We start from the raw sequence: 17366 nt of genomic DNA, 5'->3' as shown, positions 1-17366 counted from the left end.
GTCCGCGGTCGGTGCCCCTGCCGGCAAGGAGTCGCGGACATGGTGCGTCCCGGATTTCGCCTCTTCCGCTCGATCCTCGGAGTGCTGGTGGCCCTGATGCTGCTGGGCGCCGCCGGTCTCGCCCAGGCCGGCACGGCTCCGGTGCGCGCCCAGGCGCCGCCGGGGGCTCCGCAGGTCGTCCCGCTGACGGCGCCGCAGGCCGAGCACAGCGGGGCGGTTCCGTTCGCGGACGTGCCCACCAGCCAGGACTTCTACGAGGAGATCTCCTGGCTGGCCCAGACCGGGATCTCCACCGGCTGGTCCGGGCCCGACGGCACCCGGCTCTTCCGCCCCTACCAGCCCGTGCTGCGCGACCAGATGGCCGCCTTCCTCCACCGTCTCGACCCGCTCCTGCCGGGCCGGGACGTCCCGACCGCTGAACTCGGCACCGGCTACGAGGCGGCCTACGCGGTCCGGGCCGACGGCACCGTCTGGGCCTGGGGCGGCAACTACGCCGGTCAGCTGGGCAACGGCACCACGACGAACTCCTCTTTCCCCGTCCAGGTCGCCGGGCTCTCCGACGTCGAGAGCCTGGCAACGGGCGGTGCCTCCGTGTTCGCCCTCACGGCCGACGGCGCCGTCTGGGCGTGGGGCGGGAACCACGCCGGGCAGCTCGGGATCGGCACCACGGCGGGCTCCCCCGCCCGGGTCAGCGTCCCCGTCCGGGTCACGGGACTTCCCGGGGTCGAGAGCCTCGCGACGAACGGACGCTCCTCGTATGCGGTGACCACGGACGGAACGGTGTGGGCCTGGGGCTCGAATGCCTTCGGCGAGCTGGGCAACGGCAGCACGAAGAACTCCTCCGTCCCGGTCCGGGTCACGGGACTGCCCGGGGTCGAGAGCCTGGCGGCGAGCGGTGCCTCCGCGTATGCCCTGACCACGGACGGAACGGTCTGGGCCTGGGGCTACAACAGGAGCGGTGAGCTGGGGAACGGCACCGCGACGAACTCCTCCGTCCCGGTCCGGATCGCCGGACTGTCCGGGGTCGAGAGCCTCACGACGGGCGGTTCCTCGGTCTACGCGCTCCGCTCGGACGGCACGGTCCGGGCCTGGGGCGGCAACCACGCCGGTCAGCTGGGCAACGGCACCACGACGAACTCCTCCGTCCCCGCCCAGGTCACCGGGCTCTCCGGGGTCGAGAGCCTCGCGGCAGGCCTCGCCTTCGCGCAGGCACTGACGGAGGACGGTACGGTCCAGGCCTGGGGCGGCAACTACGCCGGTCAGCTGGGCAACGGCACCACGACGAACTCCTCCGTCCCGGTCCGGGTCACCGGGCTCTCCCAGGTCGAGAACGTCGCGGTGAACGGCTCCTCCGCGTACGCCGTCACGGCGGACGGCACGGCCTGGGCCTGGGGTCTGAACGGATTCGGGCAGCTCGGGGACGGCACCACGACGAACTCGTCCGTCCCGGTGCAGGTCGCCGGCCTTCCCCCGGTCCGGGAGCTCGAGCCGATGCACCTGGCCGCGCACGCGCTCACGCAGGACGGCACGGTCTGGGCCTGGGGCCGGAACCAGGTGGGGCAGCTGGGCACCGGCACCACGGCGGACTCCCCCGTCCCGGCCCGGGTGAGCCGGATCAACGGCTGACCTGTTGCGTGCGGCGCACCGCCCACCGGGCGGCGGCGCGTCACGCGGATCCGGAGGAGCCCCCACCGGGCGAGCCTCCAGGAGCCCCACGAACATGGTCCGGTGCAGCCGGTCCACGTGCTGATGGGAGATCTGCACGGCCGTTGCAGCGTCGCGTGCGGCCAGTGCCCGGACCAGCCCGAGGTGGTCGTGGTTCGACACGTGCAGCTGCTCGATCGGGTAGGGGATGACGTAGCCGTACACCTGCTCGAGCACCTTCAGGTACTCCGCCGTGCCCGTCCCGACGGCGGCGACCTCTGCGACGGAGCGTCCGCGTCGCCTGACCAGCACCCCTCCGATCCGCAGCGGCTCCGCCGGCTGGCCTCAGCCATCACCACCGCCGGGGAGCGGCCCCAGGCGATCGTGCTGACCTCGAACCCCGAGCGCTTCGTGAACCTGCGGGAGGCCCACCGCATCGAGATGTGAGCCCCCTCGGGGTCAGGAGGTCGGCCCTCCACCCGAGGGCGCCATCGGGCCCACCACCCGGTAGGTCGCGCAGACGAACGCGCGGTTGCGGGCCACGTCCGTCAGCTCCAGGTCGAAGCGGCGGGGGAACAGAGGGCGGCCGGCGCCAAGGGTGACCGGCGCGATGGAGACCATCAGCTGGTCCAGGAGTCCGGCCTCGGCGAACTGGGCGGCCAGGTCGCCGCCGCCGACGGCCTCGCGGCACGGGGATCCCTGCCGTGGCCGGTGCCCGAGCGGCTGTTCACCCTCCATCATCGTCGGTCGCCGGTGACGCACAAGAGCTCCTCGGCCACCCGGCCCTCCCGCCGGCCCGGGCGGAGACACATCCGTCCCGCCCGCTCCTGGTCGCCGTCCGTGTGAGGTGACGCACATAGAATCGACACCGACGACATGAGGGGTGACATGAGCATCGAGGACGAGCACCGCTCCCGGGACGCCGCACAGCCTACGAGACGGCAGGAGCCCGGCCGCGGGACCCCACCGGTGTCCGGAGCCCACGCGGCGGCGCTGCAACGGGCCCTGGACGAGGTGCGGAAGGTCGGGATCGAGGCGAGCGAGCTGCTGCGCCGGGAGGGCCTGAAGCCGGCCAAGCTCGCGCACGTTCCGCGCGGCGCCAGGTCCTATCCCCTGGTGGGCCACGCGTTCTCCCGGGTGGCGTGCGGCCACGGGTGGCACGTGGTGCGCGGCGTGGTCGTGGGCACGGACGGCCGGCTGTGGGCGCGCCGACGGGAACACGGCGCCACCCCGCAGCAGGACCTGGGCGCGTGGCGGCTGGACGTCGAGCCGCCCGGTGACGGACTCGAGCTGCCTCCGCCCGTTCGGTTCGACGGGACCTCCCTGCACACCCTGCGGAGGATCTCCGAGCACGAGTGCCTGAAGGTCGACCTCATCGACCGCCTCATGGACGGCTACGCCCGGCTGCTCATCCTGCACCACCGCCGGAGATCATGAGCGGGGCGGGCGGTTCCGGAGCAGGCCCAGGAGCACGATCACGGCCAGCAGCATCACCATGGCCGCGTAGCCGACGGCCGTGGGCACCAGGCCCGCCGCACCCGCGACGGCCCCGGCCGCCACGGCCGGGATGCTGTGCGAGAGGTAGCTGACCACGTAGATCGCCGAGAGCAGCCCCGCCCGCTCGTGCGGGGCCGCCTGCGGCAGGAGCAGGCGCAGGACCCCGAGGAAGCCGGCCCCGAAGCCGACGCCGGCCAGCACCGTGGCCGCGAGGTACAGGCCCACGGACCCGACGGCGAGCGCCGCGATCGTGGCGGCCATGCCCGCCACCAGGACGCTCATGCCCACGGCGAGCACCCGCCGGGGTGCGGTCGAGCCGAAGAAGAGGATCGCGATCCCGCCGGTGCCCGTCAGGGCCGCGACCACCACGCCGGTGAGCACCACGGAGTCCGCCCCGGTCAGCGAGCGCACCAGGCTGGGGCCCAGGGAGATGATCAGCCCGCCCAGGGACCAGCACGCGGCCGCTGCGGGCAGCACCCACACCGCCGAGCGCCGCACGGCCGGCGGGAAGGAGACGCGCGGGCGCAGCGAGGCCAGCGCCCCGGGGACCCGCTCCACGGTCTCGGGGCCGAGCGCTGTGCCCACGACCTGCAGCGCCAGCAGCCCGAGCAGCACCAGGTAGACGGCGTCGATCATCCCCGGGGCGGCCGCGACGATGAGGCTCGAGGCCACCGCTCCCCCGGCCAGGCCCAGGATCGGCCCCGCCCCGGTGAGCACGGTGCCCAGCCCCCGGCGGCCCTCCGGCTCGAGCTCGATCACGTAGGCCCCGAGGGCGCCGGTGGCGGTGCCGGTCGCCACGCCCTGGACCAGGCGCGCCGCCACCAGGGTGGCCTCGCTGTCGGCAGCCACGAACACGACCATCGCGGCGATCTCCAGGACCAGGGCGGCCAGCAGCACCGGGCGGCGCCCCAGGTGGTCGGACAGCGACCCCACCGTGAGCAGCGCGGTCAGCAGGGCCACCACGTACGCGGCGAAGATGACGGTCAGCACGACCGGCGGGAAGCCCCACAGCTCCTGGTACAGCGGGTACAGCGGACTCGGCGCGCTGGAGGCGGCCAGCAGCACCACGAGCACGGACGCCTGCACCCAGAAGGCCGCACGGGCGGACAGCACGGGACCACGACGAGGTGCGGCACCGGGGACGGAGGGCATGCGGACCTTTCGGGACGGACCGGGGCAGCGCGAGGGCTGCGATCGAAGCTCACGGTAGCGCCCCGGAGGCCCCGCAGGAGATTCGCGCCGCCCCGGCGGGATGCCCGTGCCCGGCCCCGGCCCTCCGGGCGCCCGCCCCCCCGGTGGATCAGGGGTAGAGGCCGCGGGTGCGGTGGGCGTCGGCCACGCGCTCGACGGCGGTGACGGTGGCGGCCTCCCGCAGGGTGAGGTCCCGGGCCGCGGCGACGTCGAGCAGGTGGTGCCACGCGGAGAGCATGCGGTGCTCGAGCCGGTGGTCGACCTCCTGGCGGGACCACCAGTAGGCCTGGTTGGACTGCACCCACTCGAAGTAGGAGACGATCACGCCTCCGGCGTTGGCCAGGATGTCGGGGACGACGAGCACCCCCTTCTCGGTGAAGACCCGGTCGGCGTCGGCGGTGGTGGGGCCGTTGGCGCCCTCCACGACCACCCGGGCGCGGACGTCGCGGGCGTTGGCCCCGGTGAGCACCCCCTCCACGGCCGCGGGCACCAGGAGGTCCACCTCCAGGGTCAGCACCTGCTCGCCGGGGATCTCCTCGGCCCCGGGGAAGCCGCCGACGGAGCCGGTGGCGGCCACGTGCTCCTGGAGGGCGCGGATGTTCAGGCCCTCGGCCTGGTGGACGGCCCCGTACTGGTCGGAGACGGACACGACCTTCACGCCGGCCTCGGTGAGGAACAGCGCGGCGTCGGCGCCCACCTTCCCGAAGCCCTGCACCGCCGCGGTGGCCCGCGCCGCGGTGATGCCGACGTGCTCGAGGGCGGCCAGGGCGATGTGCACCACCCCGGCCGAGGTCGCCGAGGCACGCCCAAGGGACCCGCCGAGGCTCACCGGCTTGCCGGTGACCACCCCGGGCACGGTGTAGCCGGAGGAGACCGAGAAGGTGTCCATCATCCAAGCCATGGTCTGCTCGTCGGTGCCGATGTCCGGGGCGGGGATGTCCTTGTCGGGGCCGATGATGGGCAGGATCTCCGAGGTGTAGCGGCGGGTCAGCCGCTCGATCTCGGGGCGGGAGCAGCGGCGGGGGTCCACGGTGATCCCGCCCTTGGCGCCGCCGTAGGGGACGTCGATCAGGGCGCACTTCCAGGTCATCCACATCGCCAGGGCGCGGACCTCGTCGAGGTCGACCCGCGGGCTGTAGCGCACCCCGCCCTTGGCCGGGCCCCGGGAGACGTTGTGCTGGACCCGGTGGCCGGTCAGCACGTCCACCGAGCCGTCGTCACGGCGCAGCGGGATGGACACGGTCATCTCCCGCCGCGGGCGGGCCAGCAGGGCGTGCAGGCCCGGGCCGTAGCCCAGGGTGGCCACGGCGGAGGCCAGCTGCGCCTGGGCGTCGACCAGTGGGCCCGTGGTGTGGGAGGTGGTACCCATCTCGGGCAGGGACGGCACGTCGGTGGTCATGGCAGCTGGTTCTCCTGGCGGCAGGGAAGGGAGGGCGCGGCACGAGCAACTCCTGCCGGCGGCAGTGTGACGTGCACAACACCAGTGTGCGCCCCGGGAGCCATCAGGAACAGTGACGATTAGTGGGCAGAAATCATCAGAATCGCTTCCCGAACAGATACTGATGCCTGAGGCCCGAGCAGTGCGGGCCATGTCCGAGCCACTTCCACTCCGCGTCAAGAGCCGGTTTCGAGCAGGAAAAAACCTGGGAACGAGAGTGAGGTATTACACCTCTGTGCGCTACGCTGATGACCGGGAGATCCACATCACAGGCCCGTGTGGTGTCCAAGCCCCCGGGCCGCGGCCCGACGATCCACCGCCTCCCACCCACCACCGCAGACCGTCCGACCGTCTGGAGAACCGCCATGAACCCCACAGCCCCTCCCGCCCGCTCGTCCGCGGTGATGCCGGCATGAGCCCCTCCGCTGCCGTTCCGATGTCCGTGCCGATGTCCGTGCCGATCGTTCCCCGCGTGAGCGTGGACGAGGCGCTCGAGGGCTTCTTCGGCCCCCTGGTCGACGTCCTCGAGTCGATCGTGTTCTTCGCCGTCCCGATCGGCGAGGCTCAGCTGCCGCTGCTGGTCGTGTGGCTCTTCGGCGGCGCCGTGTTCCTCACGGTCCTGGTCGGCTTCAAGCCGTGGCGGGATCTGCCGCACAGCCTGAAGATCATCCGCGGCCACTACAACCGCTACGACGACCCCGGCCAGGTCACCAGCTTCCAGGCCCTGGCCACCGAGCTCTCCGGCACGGTGGGGCTGGGCAACATCGCCGGCGTGGCCGTGGCCATCTCCATCGGCGGGCCCGGCGCCTCCCTGTGGATCATCATCGCCGGGCTGCTCGGCATGTCGGTGAAGATGGCCGAGGCCGTCCTGGGCCAGAAGTACCGCCGGGTGCACGCCAACGGCACGATCTCCGGCGGACCCATGTACTACCTGCGCGACGGCCTGGCCGAGCGCGGGCTGCCGCGGCTGGGCAAGGTGCTCTCCTACGCCTTCGCGGTCTTCATGATGATCGGCGCCCTGGGCGCGGGCAACGTCTTCCAGGCCAACCAGCTCGCCGCCCAGGTGACCCTGGCCACCGGGGGCGAGGACAGCTTCTTCGCCGGCTCGGCCTGGCTGATCGGCCTCGGCGTGGCCGTCGTCGCCGGCACCGTGATCCTCGGCGGCATCACCTCGATCGCCCGCTGGACCAGCAAGCTCACCCCGCTGATGGCCATGCTCTACCTCGGCTGCGTGCTCGTGATCCTCGCCGTGAACATCACCCAGCTGCCCGCGGCGATCGGCCTCATGTTCTCCAGCGCCTTCACCGGGGAGGGAGTCACCGGCGGCCTGGTCGGGGTGGCCATCATCGGGATCCAGCGCGCCGTGTTCTCCAACGCCGCCGGGGTGGGCACCGCCGGGCTGGCCCACTCCGTGACGAAGAACCGCCGGCCGGCCCAGGAGGGCTTCGTGGCCGCCTGGGAGCCGTTCATCGACTCCGTGGTCATCTGCACCATGACCGCCCTGGCCGTCATCGTCACCGGCCAGTACCTCAACACCTCGTCCGACGGGGTGGGCATCACCACCGCGGCCTTCGCCACGGTGAACTCCGTCTTCCCGTACCTGCTGACCGTCTGCGTGGTGCTCTTCGCCTTCTCCACGATCCTCAGCTACTCCTACTACGGCAAGAAGGCCACCGGCTACCTCTTCGGCGACAGCTGGATCGCCGAACGCCTCTACGACCTCGTGTGGGTCGTCATGATCGTGGTCGGTGCGGCCGTGTCCCTGGACACCGTGATCCGCTTCTCCGACGCCATGTTCTTCCTGATGACCGTCCCGAACCTGCTGGGCGTCTTCCTGCTCGCCAAGGTGATCCGGAAGGAGATCTTCGGCCACCGCGAGGACCTCCGCACCGGCCAGCTGCCCCTCGTGGCCCACGCCGACCGCAGCACCATCATGGGCAACCCCACCACGGGGACCCGGACGGACACCGGCCCGAGCGTGGTGGAGACGTGATCCGCCGCGCCGCCTTCCGCACCACTTCCTGCGACCTACTGGAGAGACCCCGATGAGCCCGACCGACATCCACGACATTGCCGTCGTCACCGCCGGCCAGGTGCCCGAACACCTGCCGATGAACCGGGCCGTCGCCGCCCTGGAACAGGCCCTGCAGGACGGGCTGGACCCCGCGGCCGCCCTCCCCCGCAGCAGCGTCCCCCTGGAGAAGGGCAGCTTCCTGCTCATGCCCGGAGAGCACGGTGGATACGCCGGCGTGAAGGTGCTCACGGTCGCCCCCGGGAACTCCCGGCGAGGACTGCCGAAGATCCAGGGCAACTTCCTGCTCTTCGACGCCGACACCCTCCGGCCCCTGGCGCTGATCGAGGGCACCGCACTCACGGCCATCCGCACCCCGGCCGTCTCCGCCCTGGCCGTCGACCACCTGGCCCCCGCCGGGAGCGCCGCCCTGCTCGTGTTCGGCACCGGGCCGCAGGCCCTGCACCACGTGCGCGCGGTCGCGGCCGTGCGGACTCTGACCACGGTGACGGTGGTCGGCCGGACGGAGACGAGCACCGACGCGCTCGTCGACGGGCTGCGGGCCGAGGGCCACGACGCCCGCCGCGGCACGGCCGCCGACGTGGCCGGGGCGGACATCATCACCTGCTGCACCAGCGCCCGGGAGCCGCTCTTCGACGGCTCGCTGGTGCGGGACGACGCCGTCGTCGTCGCCATGGGCTCGCACGAGCCCGACGCCCGCGAGGTCGACGACGAGCTGGTGGCCCGCAGCACCGTCTACGTGGAGGACGTCGCGACGGCGCTGCGCGAGGCCGGCGACGTGATCATCGGCATCGAGCACGGGGCCATCGCCGCGGAGGACCTGCACGAGCTCGCCGACCTGGTCCGCAGCGGCCCCCGGCCCCGAACCGGTCCGGCCTTCTTCAAGAGCGTGGGCATGGGCTGGCAGGACCTGGTCACCGCCCGCGTCGTCTACGAGGACCTCGACAGCACCGTGGACTGAGGACTACCCACCCGTCCGGGCGCCGGAACCGTGCACCCCGGCGCCCGGGCAGCACCCCACGCCCTAGGAAGGAACCCCATGAGAACGATCGTTATCGGGGCAGGAGCCATCGGCCTGTCCTCGGCGTACTACCTGCGCAAGAGCGGCGTCGAGGTCACCGTCGTCGACCCGGCACCGCCCGGGTCCAAGGCCTCGGCGCACAACGCCGGCTGGGTGGTGCCCAGCATGTCGACCCCGGTCCCGGCCCCGGGCATGCTGCCCCAGGCGCTGCGCTGGATGCTGCGCCGGGACAGCCCGCTCTACGTCTCCCCCGTCCTCGACCCGCAGTTCGCCCGGTTCATGCTCACCATGCTCCGCCACTGCACCACCGCCCGGTTCGAGGCCGGGCTGAAGGTCCTGGCCGAGCTCGGCGCGGAGACCCTGCAGCTGTTCGACGAGATGGCCGCCGACGGGGTGGAGTTCGAGAGCCACACCGGCCCCCTGACCATGCTGTTCCGGGACGCCGCGAAGCTCGAGGCCCACATCGGCGAGCTGGAGACCATGGCCGCCCTCATCCCCGGCTTCTCCTGGCGGACCCTGGACCGCTCCGGCCTCGACCGGGAGCTCCCGGACGTCGCGGGCGGAGTCGCCGGTGGACTGCAGACCCTGGGGGACCGCTCCCTGGACCCGGCCTCCTTCACCGCCGGCCTCGCCGCCGCCTGCGCGGGGGAGGGTATCGAGTTCCGCCTGGGCCGCTCCGCCTCCCTGCGGCAGGAGGCGGACGCCTCCGTCTCGGTGGTCGTCGGCGACGAGGTGCTGCGCGGCGACCGTGTCGTGGTCGCCGCCGGGGTCTGGACCGATCAGATCCTCCGGGGCATCCACGAGCGCGTGCTGCTGCAGGCGGGCAAGGGCTACGGCTTCGACCTGCCCCTGGAGGCCGGCGGTCCGGCGCACCCGCTGTACCTGGCGGAGGCCAAGGTGGCGGTCACCCCGCTGGCCGCCAAGGTCCGCGTCGCCGGCACCATGGGCTTCGGGGGCCTCGACGAGACCATCAGCGCGGTGCGCGCCGGAGGGGTCCTCGCCGGCCTGCCCGCCTACTTCACCCGGTGGCCCGACCTCTCCACGAAGCCCCAGCCGTGGACGGGGCTGCGCCCCATGACCCCCGACGGGCTGCCGATCATCGGGCCCCTGCCGCGGCACCCGCACGTGCTGGTGGCCACCGGCCACGCCATGCTGGGCATCAGCCTCGCCCCGCCCACGGGCCGGCTGATCGCGGAGATGGTCACGGGCCGGTCCCCCGCCCGGCACCGGGCAGCGCTGGCCGCCGACCGCTTCTGACCGGCCGGGGCGGCCGGCCCCGCTATCCTGGGTGTGAAACCTTAAGCACCGCAGGAGGGAGGGGAACACCGTGAGCATGCCACTGACCTGGAACGACACCCCTGGGGAGTCGGTCGCCCGGCAGAGCTACCGGGAGCAGGCCGCGCGCATCATCCGGGCGCAGATCATCTCGGGACGGATCGAACCGGGCTCCCTCTACTCCATCGGGGAGATCGCCGAGAAGCTCAACGTCTCGATCACCCCGGTGCGCGAGGCCCTGCACGATCTCGCCCGGGAGGGCCTGATCGAGATGAGGCGCAACCGCGGCTTCCTGGTGCGCACGCCCTCCGGCCAGGAGCTCGACGAGATCGTCCAGATCCGGGCCATGCTGGAGGTCTCCGCGGTGCGGGAGATCACCGAGCGCGGCCTGGTCACCGACTTCGCGCCGCTGCGGCAGCTGAGCCGCAGGACGATGGTCTTCGCCGAGGCGGGCGAGTGGGTGGGCTTCCTGGACACCGACCGCGAGTTCCACCTGTCCCTCCTCGCCGCCCTGGGCAACCCGAAGCTGCTCGAGCTCGTCGGCTCCCTGCGCGACCAGAGCCGCCTCTTCGGCCTGGACAAGATGGCCGGCTCGCCGGACTTCGTGGAGTCCACCCGGGAGCACGAGCTGCTCCTCGACGCCATGGAGGAGGGCGATCCCGAGCGGGCGGCGTCGATCATGGCCCAGCACCTCCGGCACGTCCGGGGCGTCTGGGCCGGGGAGAGCGAGCCGGAGCAGTCCTGACCCGGGGCCCGAGGCCCCGGCCGCGATCTAGGGTTCGCTGCGGCGGCGGACGATCTCGGTGATCCAGACCGGCGCGAACGGGGACGTGCAGTTCGGCGGCGTCGGGTAGTCCTTGAGCACCTCCAGGCGCTCCCCGATCTCGAGGGCCCGGGCCCGGTGCTCGGGGTGCTCGATCCCGATCTGCGCCAGGCAGGAGTTCATCGCCCACTGCAGGCGGTCCGGGGCGTCCTGCATCTCCGCCTCGATGACGTCGAGCAGGCCGGCGAGGTCGAGGCCCTCGGGCCGCTTCGCCACGCGCTCGGTGGTCAGCGCCCAGCCGGCGCTCGCCACCACGGGATCGGGATCGGCGAACCAGGCCAGCCGCAGCTCCTCGGCGTGCGGGCTCTTCCGCACCACGTAGTTCACGAGCCAGTCGTGCACCTTGGGGGTGCGCGCCTCGCGCAGCATGGCGTCCAGCTCGTCCCGCTCGAACGCCTTCGGGCGGCAGATCAGCAGCGCCAGCAGCCGCGCCGCGGTGTCCCCGGTCTCCCAGAGCCGGTGCGCGAGGTCCTGCTGCGTTCTCAGCCGCTTGGCGACCGCCCGCAGCTTCGTGAGGTTCACCCCGTGGTCGTCGCCGTGCCGCTCGTTCACCGCGCGCACCCTCGGGTCCTCGAGGGCGGCCAGCTCGGCCAGCACCTCGGCCACCGTCGTCTCGGCCACCTCGGCCTCCTGTCCGTCTCGGGTGCGTCCCAGCCTACGAGGGACGCGACGCCGGCGAGCGCTCCCGTCGTCGTCGGCCGCCCCGGGCGTGGCGCGCGGTCCGCGGACCACGCGGCCACCGAGCCGCACCACAACAGTCCTCGTTCACGAACGGGAAGGAATCCGCCACGTCCTCGACGCTCGGCATTCACGGTGTGCTGGCCCGCTGTTCGGATTGCCCTGGTGGGCTCGGTCGACGGAAGCACCCCCGACCCCCCCCGTGAGGACAGCACCGAGATGACGACAGCACAGACCCCGACGACGGCAGCGGTAGGACGCCGCGGACTCCTGAAGGCCGGCGGGGCGATGGGCGCCGCCGCCGCCCTGGCCGCGCTGATGGGCAACACCGCCCACGCCGCCCAGGGGCGGGCGCGCGGCGACGACACCATGCAGGCGCCGGACAACGGCGGCTACGGCCCGCTGCGGCCCGCTCCGGGCGGCGAGCTGCTGCTGCCGGCCGGTTTCTCCTACGTGGCCTTCGGCCACACCGGCACCCCCATGAGCGACGGCACGCCGACGCCGGGCAAGCACGACGGCATGGCCGCGTTCGACGGCGGGAACGGCATGATCCACCTGGTGCGCAACCACGAGCAGGCCGAGGGGCCGGCCTTCGGCGCGCGCAGCTACGACCCGAACGCCGCCGGCGGCACCACCAACCTGGTCTTCGACCCCGCCGCCATGGCGCTGGTCAGCACCTGGCCGTCCCTGACCGGCACCATCCGCAACTGCGCCGGCGGCCCCACCCCGGCGGGCACGTGGCTGACCTGCGAGGAGACGTTCACCGGCCTGGACGTGGCGCACCCGCACGGCTACGTGTTCGAGGTCCCCGCGGACGCCACCGCGCCGGTGGACCCGGTGCCGCTCAAGGCGATGGGCCGGTTCACCCACGAGGCCGTCGCGGTCGACCCGAGGACCGGCATCGTCTACGAGACGGAGGACCGCGGCACCTCGGGGTTCTACCGGTTCCTCCCGAACGACCGCGACCGGCTCGCCGCCGGCGGGACGCTGCAGATGCTGGCCGTGAAGGACCAGCCGCAGTACGACACCCGCTACAGCCAGCGCGTCGGCAAGCCCCTGCCGGTCGAGTGGGTCGACATCGCCGATCCGGACCCGGACAGCACCGACACCCTGGCCGTGTTCAAGCAGGGCCACCGGCAGGGCGGCGCGGTCTTCGCCCGGCTCGAGGGCGCCTGGTACGGGGACGGCTCGATCTACATCAACTCCACCAGCGGCGGCGACGCCGGTCTCGGCCAGGTGTGGGAGTACCGGCCCCGCGGGAACTCCGGCGGCCAGCTGGTGCTGGTCTACGAGTCGACCGACCCGGAGGTGCTGCAGGCCCCGGACAACCTCTGCGTGTCCCCCAACACCGGCGGCCTGGTCCTGTGCGAGGACGGCGGCGGCAAGGACCTGCTGCGCGGGGTCACCACCGAGGGCCGGATCTTCGACGTGGCGGAGCTGAACTCGCCCAACACCAGTGAGCTGGCCGGCGCCACGTTCAGCCCGGACGGCCGGATCCTGTTCTTCAACGTGCAGAGCCCCGGCATCACCTACGCCGTCACCGGCCCGTGGGAGAACGGCGCGCTGTAGGACGTCCGGGGTGCTCCGGCGCCCGAGAAGAACCGCAGGAACGCCGCCCGGAGGACACCGGGCGGCGTCCCTACGCGGTGCCGGCCGGACCCGGGGACGGGCGGACACTGAGCTCCTCGGCGGTGTCCCGGGCCCGGTCGAGGACCTCGGTGCGCGGGAGCAGCCGCGCGAGCGTGGCGATCCGGTGCGCGCGCTCCGCACCGAGCCCCTCCCGGACGGTGGCCCGCAGCGCCCGGTAGCGCTCCACGTCGGGGCCGGCCAGCCCGGGGGCCGACTCGGCCGTCTCGGCGGCCGCGAGGACCAGCTCGGCCGCGTCCGGGCGCCCGGCGGCGGCGAACAGCTCGGCAAGGATCCGCAGCGTGGTCCACAGCTGGGGCCAGTGACCGGCGCGCCGCTGGAGCTCGAGCAGCGTGCGCGCCAGCTCCAGGGCCTCCGCCGCCCGCCCGGTCCGGGTGAGCGCGGAGAGCAGCGCCACCCGGGCGACCGCCGAGACTTGCTCGGCGCGCACGCCGTCGGCCAGCCGCGCGGCCTCCCGCAGGACGTCGGCCGCCGCCTCCGGGTCGGCGGGCAGCAGCACCTCCCCGCTCGCGTAGAGGGCGAACGCGACCCGGGACGCCGCGCCGCTGCGCTCGGCCGCCCGGCGGGCCGCGGCCGCGTGCTCCTCGGCCATCTGCTTCGCCCCGTCCGCCGCGTGGGCCAGCGCCAGCACCGCGTGGGCGTCGACCGCGTACGCGTCCGGCAGGCCGGGGATCGCCAGGACGTCCTGCCAGCAGCGCGCCGCCTCTCCCCGGTCCCCGGCGTACATGGCCGCGATGCCCCGGGCCGCCAGCGCCAGGTACCGCTCGGCCGGCGTCGAGGCCGCCCGGAGCGCGCGCGCCCCGAGCCGGCGCGCGCGGGCCGGCTCACCGCGCTCGTCGGCGGCCAGCGTGGCAGCCCCGAGGGCGAGGGCGGCGGCCGCGGTCCCGTCGATGCCGGGGTGCTCCCCCACCCGGAGAGCCAGCTCGGACAGCACCGGGCCCGGGATCCAGTGCACGCACAGCCCGAGGGCGCCGACGGTGCGAGTGGCCGGTTCGAGGTGCCCGGCCGCGAGGGCGCCGGCGACGGCGGAGGCCAGGTCCCCGCGGGCGAGCTCGAGCCCGCGCAGCGCCGCGCCGCATGCGGGACCGGCCGCCTCGCGGGCGCACCGCTCGGCGTGCCCGGCCGCCCAGGCCCAGAAGGCCGCGGCCGTGCCGTCGTCGGCGCGCTCGGCGGCGAAGGCCCGGATGATCCCGAGCAGCCGGTACCGCGTGGCCGCGCCGTCCTCCACGGGCAGCACCAGCGAGGCCTGGACGAGCCGGGCGAGCACCGCCCGGGCCTCGCCCGGCTCGGGGACGACCTGCTCGGCGGCCTCGAGGTCGAAGGTGCCGGTGAACGCGGACAGCCGGCCGAGCAGCGCCCGGTCGGGCGGGGCGAGCAGGGCGTACGACCGGGCGACGACGGCCCGCAGCGGCCCGTGCGCTCCGTCGTCGAGCTGCAGCCCCGACCCGATGCCCTCGAGGACGGGTCGGACGCCGAGCGCGGCCGCCTGCACGGCGGCCAGTTCCAGGGCCAGCGGGATCCCGTCGAGGCGGCGGCACAGCTCGCCGATGTCGTGCAGGACCGGCGCGGGAAGCGGGGCAGCCGGCCGGACGCGGCGCAGCCGGTCGAGGAACAGCCGCACGGAGGCGGTGAGCGCGGCCCGGTCCGGGGCGTCCGCCGGGTCCGGCAGCGGCAGCGGCGCCAGCGGGAGGACCTGCTCGGCGGGCAGCTCCAGCCGGTGCCGGCTCGTCGCCAGGACGTGGACCCGCGGCGCCGCCCGGCCCACCGCTTCGGCCAGTTCGCGGATCTCACCCAGGACCCGCTCGCAGCCGTCGAGGACGAGGATCAGCGAGGAGGCCGCGAGGTACTCGAGCACCGCCGTCCGCAGCTCCCCGGCCGCGCCCAGGCCCAGGGCCGCCGCGACGCGGGCGTCCGCCTGTGCGGGGGCGGCGTCGTCGAGCTCGACCACCACGGCCGGGCGGTCGAGCCGCCGGGACAGTGCGGGCAGGGCCTCGGCGACGAGCCGGGACTTGCCGATCCCGCCGGAACCGGTGACGCACACCAGGCGGTGCGCGGCCACGGCCAGCAGCAGCTGCTCGACGTCGTCCTCCCGCCCGACGAAGGCGTCCGCGGCCGGCCGCCAGGCGGGTGGCACCGGCGGGGCGGACGGCACCAGACGGACCGGTGGCGCCGGGCGCACGGGCGACGACGACGGCCCCTCCGGCAGGTCGTGGCCGAGGATCCGCAGCTGCAGCTCCCGCAGGGCCGGTGCCGGGTCCAGGCCCAGCTCGCCGGCGAGGGTGCGGCGCAGCGCGGCGAACCGGTCGAGGGCCTCCGCCGCCCGGCCGGCGCGGTAGAGGGCGGTCATGAGCAGCCCGTGGGCCCGCTCCCGCAGCGGCTGCTCGGCGACGAGCTCCTCGAGCGCGGACACGGCGTCGTCGACGGCCCCCGCCTGCAGGGCCAGCACGGCCCGGTCCTCCACGGTCCGCAGCCGCAGCTCCTCCAGCCGCGCGGCCTCGGCCACCGCGAAGCCGCGGTCAGCGAACTCGGCGTAGGCGGGGCCGCGCCACAGCGCCAGCGCCTCGTCGAGCGTCCCGGCCGCCCGGTCCGGCGGCAGTCCGGCGGCCCGCCGGCGGAGCGCCTCGAAGCGGCCGGCGTCGACCGCCCCGTCCGGCAGCGCCAGGCAGTAGCCCGCCGGTCCCGCCCGCACGGCCTCCCCGCCCAGGACCGCGCGCAGCCGGGACACCACGGTGTGCACGGCGCCGCGCGGCCGGGCCGGCACCGCGTCGTCGCCCCACACCGCCGCGACGAGCGCGTCCACGGAGACCGGGTGCGGGGCGTGCACGGTGAGCGCGGCGAGGGCCGCGCGCGGCCGCGCACCGGGCAGCGCGGCGGGCGTCCCGGCGCGCCGGACCTCGAGCGCCCCCAGGACGCCGATCTCCACCGGGTCCTGTGCCATGTTCCCCATTGTCCGCCGCTGACCGCGCGATGAAAGGTCCGTGACAGGGCCGGGGAGCATCGTGGGACACGACCGACGACGAAGGGACCCTCCGATGACCACCACCCGCACCGAGGACCTCGTGGCGCAGCGCGCCCAGGAGTACTTCGGCCTCGTCACCGCGGCCGCGACGACGGCGATGGTCCTCGTCGGCGACCGGCTCGGCCTCTACGCCGCGCTGGAGCACCTCGGCCCGGCCACGCCCGGCCGGCTCGCCGCGGCCACCGGCACCCACGAACGCTACGTCCGCGAGTGGCTGGCCCAGCAGGCCGCCGCCGGGATCCTCGGATACGACGCGGCGGAGGAGACCTTCACCCTGCCTGCGGAGTGGGCCGCGGTGCTCACCGACGACGGGACGGTGGCAGCGTGCCTGCTCCCGGGCGGGATGTTCCGGGACGTCGACCCCCTGCTGGAGGCCTTCCGCACGGGCGAGGGAATCGCCTGGGGCGAGCACGACCCCGTGGTCTTCGAGCAGACCGAGCGCTTCTGGTCGGCGCAGTACCGGCGGAGCCTGGTGACGGAGTGGGTCCCGGCGCTCGACGGCGTCGCCGAACGACTCACCGCCGGCGCCACCGTGGCGGACGTGGGCACCGGGCACGGTGCGCCGCTGATCATGCTCGCGCAGGCGTTTCCCCGCTCCCGATTCGTCGGCTTCGATCCCCACGAACCATCCATCGAGATCGCCCGGGCCCGAGCCGCGGCGGCCGGGGTGGCGGACCGGGTGAGCTTCGAGGTCGCCCACTGCCACGAGTACCCGGGCCACGACTACGACCTCGTGACGTTCGTCGACGCCTTCCACGACCTGGGCGACCCCGTGGGGGCGGCCGCCTACGCCCGCAACGCCCTCGCGCCCGGCGGCTCGCTCGTCCTCGTCGAGCTCCAGGCCGGCGACGACCTCGCGGCGAACCTCGCCAACCCGGCGGCGCCGCTCGGCTACGCGGCGTCCACGTTCCTGTGCACCCCCAACTCCCTGTCCCAGCCGGTGGGGCTCGCGCTCGGCGGCCAGGCCGGGGAGCGGGCGCTGCGCGACGTCCTCACCGAGGGCGGCTTCCGGGACGTGCGCCGGGTGGCGGACACTCCGTTCAACATGGTCCTCCAGGCTCGGCCCTGAGCCCCGGCCACACCTCGTGGCCGGGGTGGACC

Annotated in this window: 14 protein-coding genes; 9 read left to right on the top strand and 5 right to left on the bottom strand. The window is 74.3% G+C overall.

Annotation, left to right across the window (positions count from 1 at the left end; genetic code table 11):
- Positions 1-39: 39 nt before the first annotated feature.
- Together AVL61_RS03320 and AVL61_RS03315 are read left to right on the top strand one after the other, a co-directional pair.
- Positions 40-1626: an RCC1 domain-containing protein gene (locus tag AVL61_RS03320; RefSeq protein ID WP_058872926.1), complete on the top strand. Its 1587-nt coding sequence runs from the start codon at positions 40-42 to the stop codon at positions 1624-1626.
- Positions 1627-1728: 102 nt separating this feature from the next.
- Positions 1729-2091 carry a hypothetical protein gene (locus tag AVL61_RS03315; protein WP_058872925.1) on the top strand — a complete coding sequence of 121 codons (363 nt, stop codon included), beginning with the start codon at positions 1729-1731 and terminating at the stop codon, positions 2089-2091.
- Positions 2092-2103: 12 nt separating this feature from the next.
- On the opposite strand, the gene AVL61_RS18340 is transcribed toward AVL61_RS03315, so the two are convergent.
- Positions 2104-2385, bottom strand: coding sequence for a dihydrofolate reductase family protein (locus AVL61_RS18340; protein ID WP_331457098.1), 282 nt, complete (start codon positions 2383-2385; stop codon positions 2104-2106).
- A 147-nt stretch (positions 2386-2532) separates the two neighbouring features.
- Here AVL61_RS18340 and AVL61_RS03305 point away from each other — a divergent pair, with 147 nt between their 5' ends.
- Positions 2533-3081, top strand: a complete 549-nt coding sequence (locus tag AVL61_RS03305) for a hypothetical protein (protein WP_058872924.1) — start codon at positions 2533-2535, stop codon at positions 3079-3081.
- Here AVL61_RS03305 and AVL61_RS03300 read toward each other — a convergent pair.
- Complete coding sequence (locus AVL61_RS03300) at positions 3076-4293, bottom strand: MFS transporter (protein ID WP_058872923.1); 1218 nt, start codon at positions 4291-4293, stop codon at positions 3076-3078. The genes AVL61_RS03305 and AVL61_RS03300 overlap by 6 nt on opposite strands.
- A gap of 148 nt (positions 4294-4441) precedes the next feature.
- Positions 4442-5731: a Glu/Leu/Phe/Val family dehydrogenase gene (locus AVL61_RS03295; protein ID WP_058872922.1), complete on the bottom strand. Its 1290-nt coding sequence runs from the start codon at positions 5729-5731 to the stop codon at positions 4442-4444.
- A 451-nt stretch (positions 5732-6182) separates the two neighbouring features.
- On the opposite strand from AVL61_RS03295, the gene AVL61_RS03290 reads away from it, so the two are divergent.
- The 4 genes from AVL61_RS03290 to AVL61_RS03275 all read left to right on the top strand — a co-directional run bounded on the left by AVL61_RS03290 (position 6183) and on the right by AVL61_RS03275 (position 10843).
- On the top strand, positions 6183-7763 hold the full coding sequence (locus tag AVL61_RS03290; RefSeq protein WP_231738266.1) for an alanine/glycine:cation symporter family protein: 1581 nt from the start codon (positions 6183-6185) through the stop codon (positions 7761-7763).
- Between the two features lie 52 nt (positions 7764-7815).
- The gene (locus tag AVL61_RS03285; RefSeq protein WP_058872920.1) at positions 7816-8763 is read left to right on the top strand and encodes an ornithine cyclodeaminase family protein; all 948 of its coding nucleotides are present in this window, start codon (positions 7816-7818) and stop codon (positions 8761-8763) included.
- A gap of 78 nt (positions 8764-8841) precedes the next feature.
- On the top strand, positions 8842-10080 hold the full coding sequence (locus tag AVL61_RS03280) for an FAD-dependent oxidoreductase (protein ID WP_058872919.1): 1239 nt from the start codon (positions 8842-8844) through the stop codon (positions 10078-10080).
- Between the two features lie 76 nt (positions 10081-10156).
- Complete coding sequence (locus AVL61_RS03275) at positions 10157-10843, top strand: GntR family transcriptional regulator (protein WP_058872918.1); 687 nt, start codon at positions 10157-10159, stop codon at positions 10841-10843.
- A gap of 27 nt (positions 10844-10870) precedes the next feature.
- Here the strand turns inward: AVL61_RS03275 and AVL61_RS03270 are convergent, their stop codons facing one another.
- Complete coding sequence (locus AVL61_RS03270; RefSeq protein ID WP_058872917.1) at positions 10871-11542, bottom strand: DNA alkylation repair protein; 672 nt, start codon at positions 11540-11542, stop codon at positions 10871-10873.
- 276 nt (positions 11543-11818) lie between these two features.
- On the opposite strand from AVL61_RS03270, the gene AVL61_RS03265 reads away from it, so the two are divergent.
- Positions 11819-13168, top strand: coding sequence for an alkaline phosphatase PhoX (locus tag AVL61_RS03265; protein WP_058873218.1), 1350 nt, complete (start codon positions 11819-11821; stop codon positions 13166-13168).
- A gap of 70 nt (positions 13169-13238) precedes the next feature.
- Here AVL61_RS03265 and AVL61_RS03260 read toward each other — a convergent pair whose 3' ends face one another.
- The gene (locus tag AVL61_RS03260; RefSeq protein WP_197412626.1) at positions 13239-16184 is read right to left on the bottom strand and encodes an AfsR/SARP family transcriptional regulator; all 2946 of its coding nucleotides are present in this window, start codon (positions 16182-16184) and stop codon (positions 13239-13241) included.
- A 94-nt stretch (positions 16185-16278) separates the two neighbouring features.
- On the opposite strand from AVL61_RS03260, the gene AVL61_RS03255 reads away from it, so the two are divergent.
- On the top strand, positions 16279-17334 hold the full coding sequence (locus tag AVL61_RS03255; protein WP_058872915.1) for a class I SAM-dependent methyltransferase: 1056 nt from the start codon (positions 16279-16281) through the stop codon (positions 17332-17334).
- The last annotated feature ends 32 nt before the right edge of the window (positions 17335-17366 follow it).

Origin of the sequence: Kocuria rosea subsp. polaris (assembly GCF_001483755.1) — a bacterium.
Lineage (GTDB): Bacteria > Actinomycetota > Actinomycetes > Actinomycetales > Micrococcaceae > Kocuria > Kocuria cellulosilytica.
Note: the sequence above shows the minus strand (reverse complement) of the source record. Positions and strands in the feature narration are given on the sequence as shown.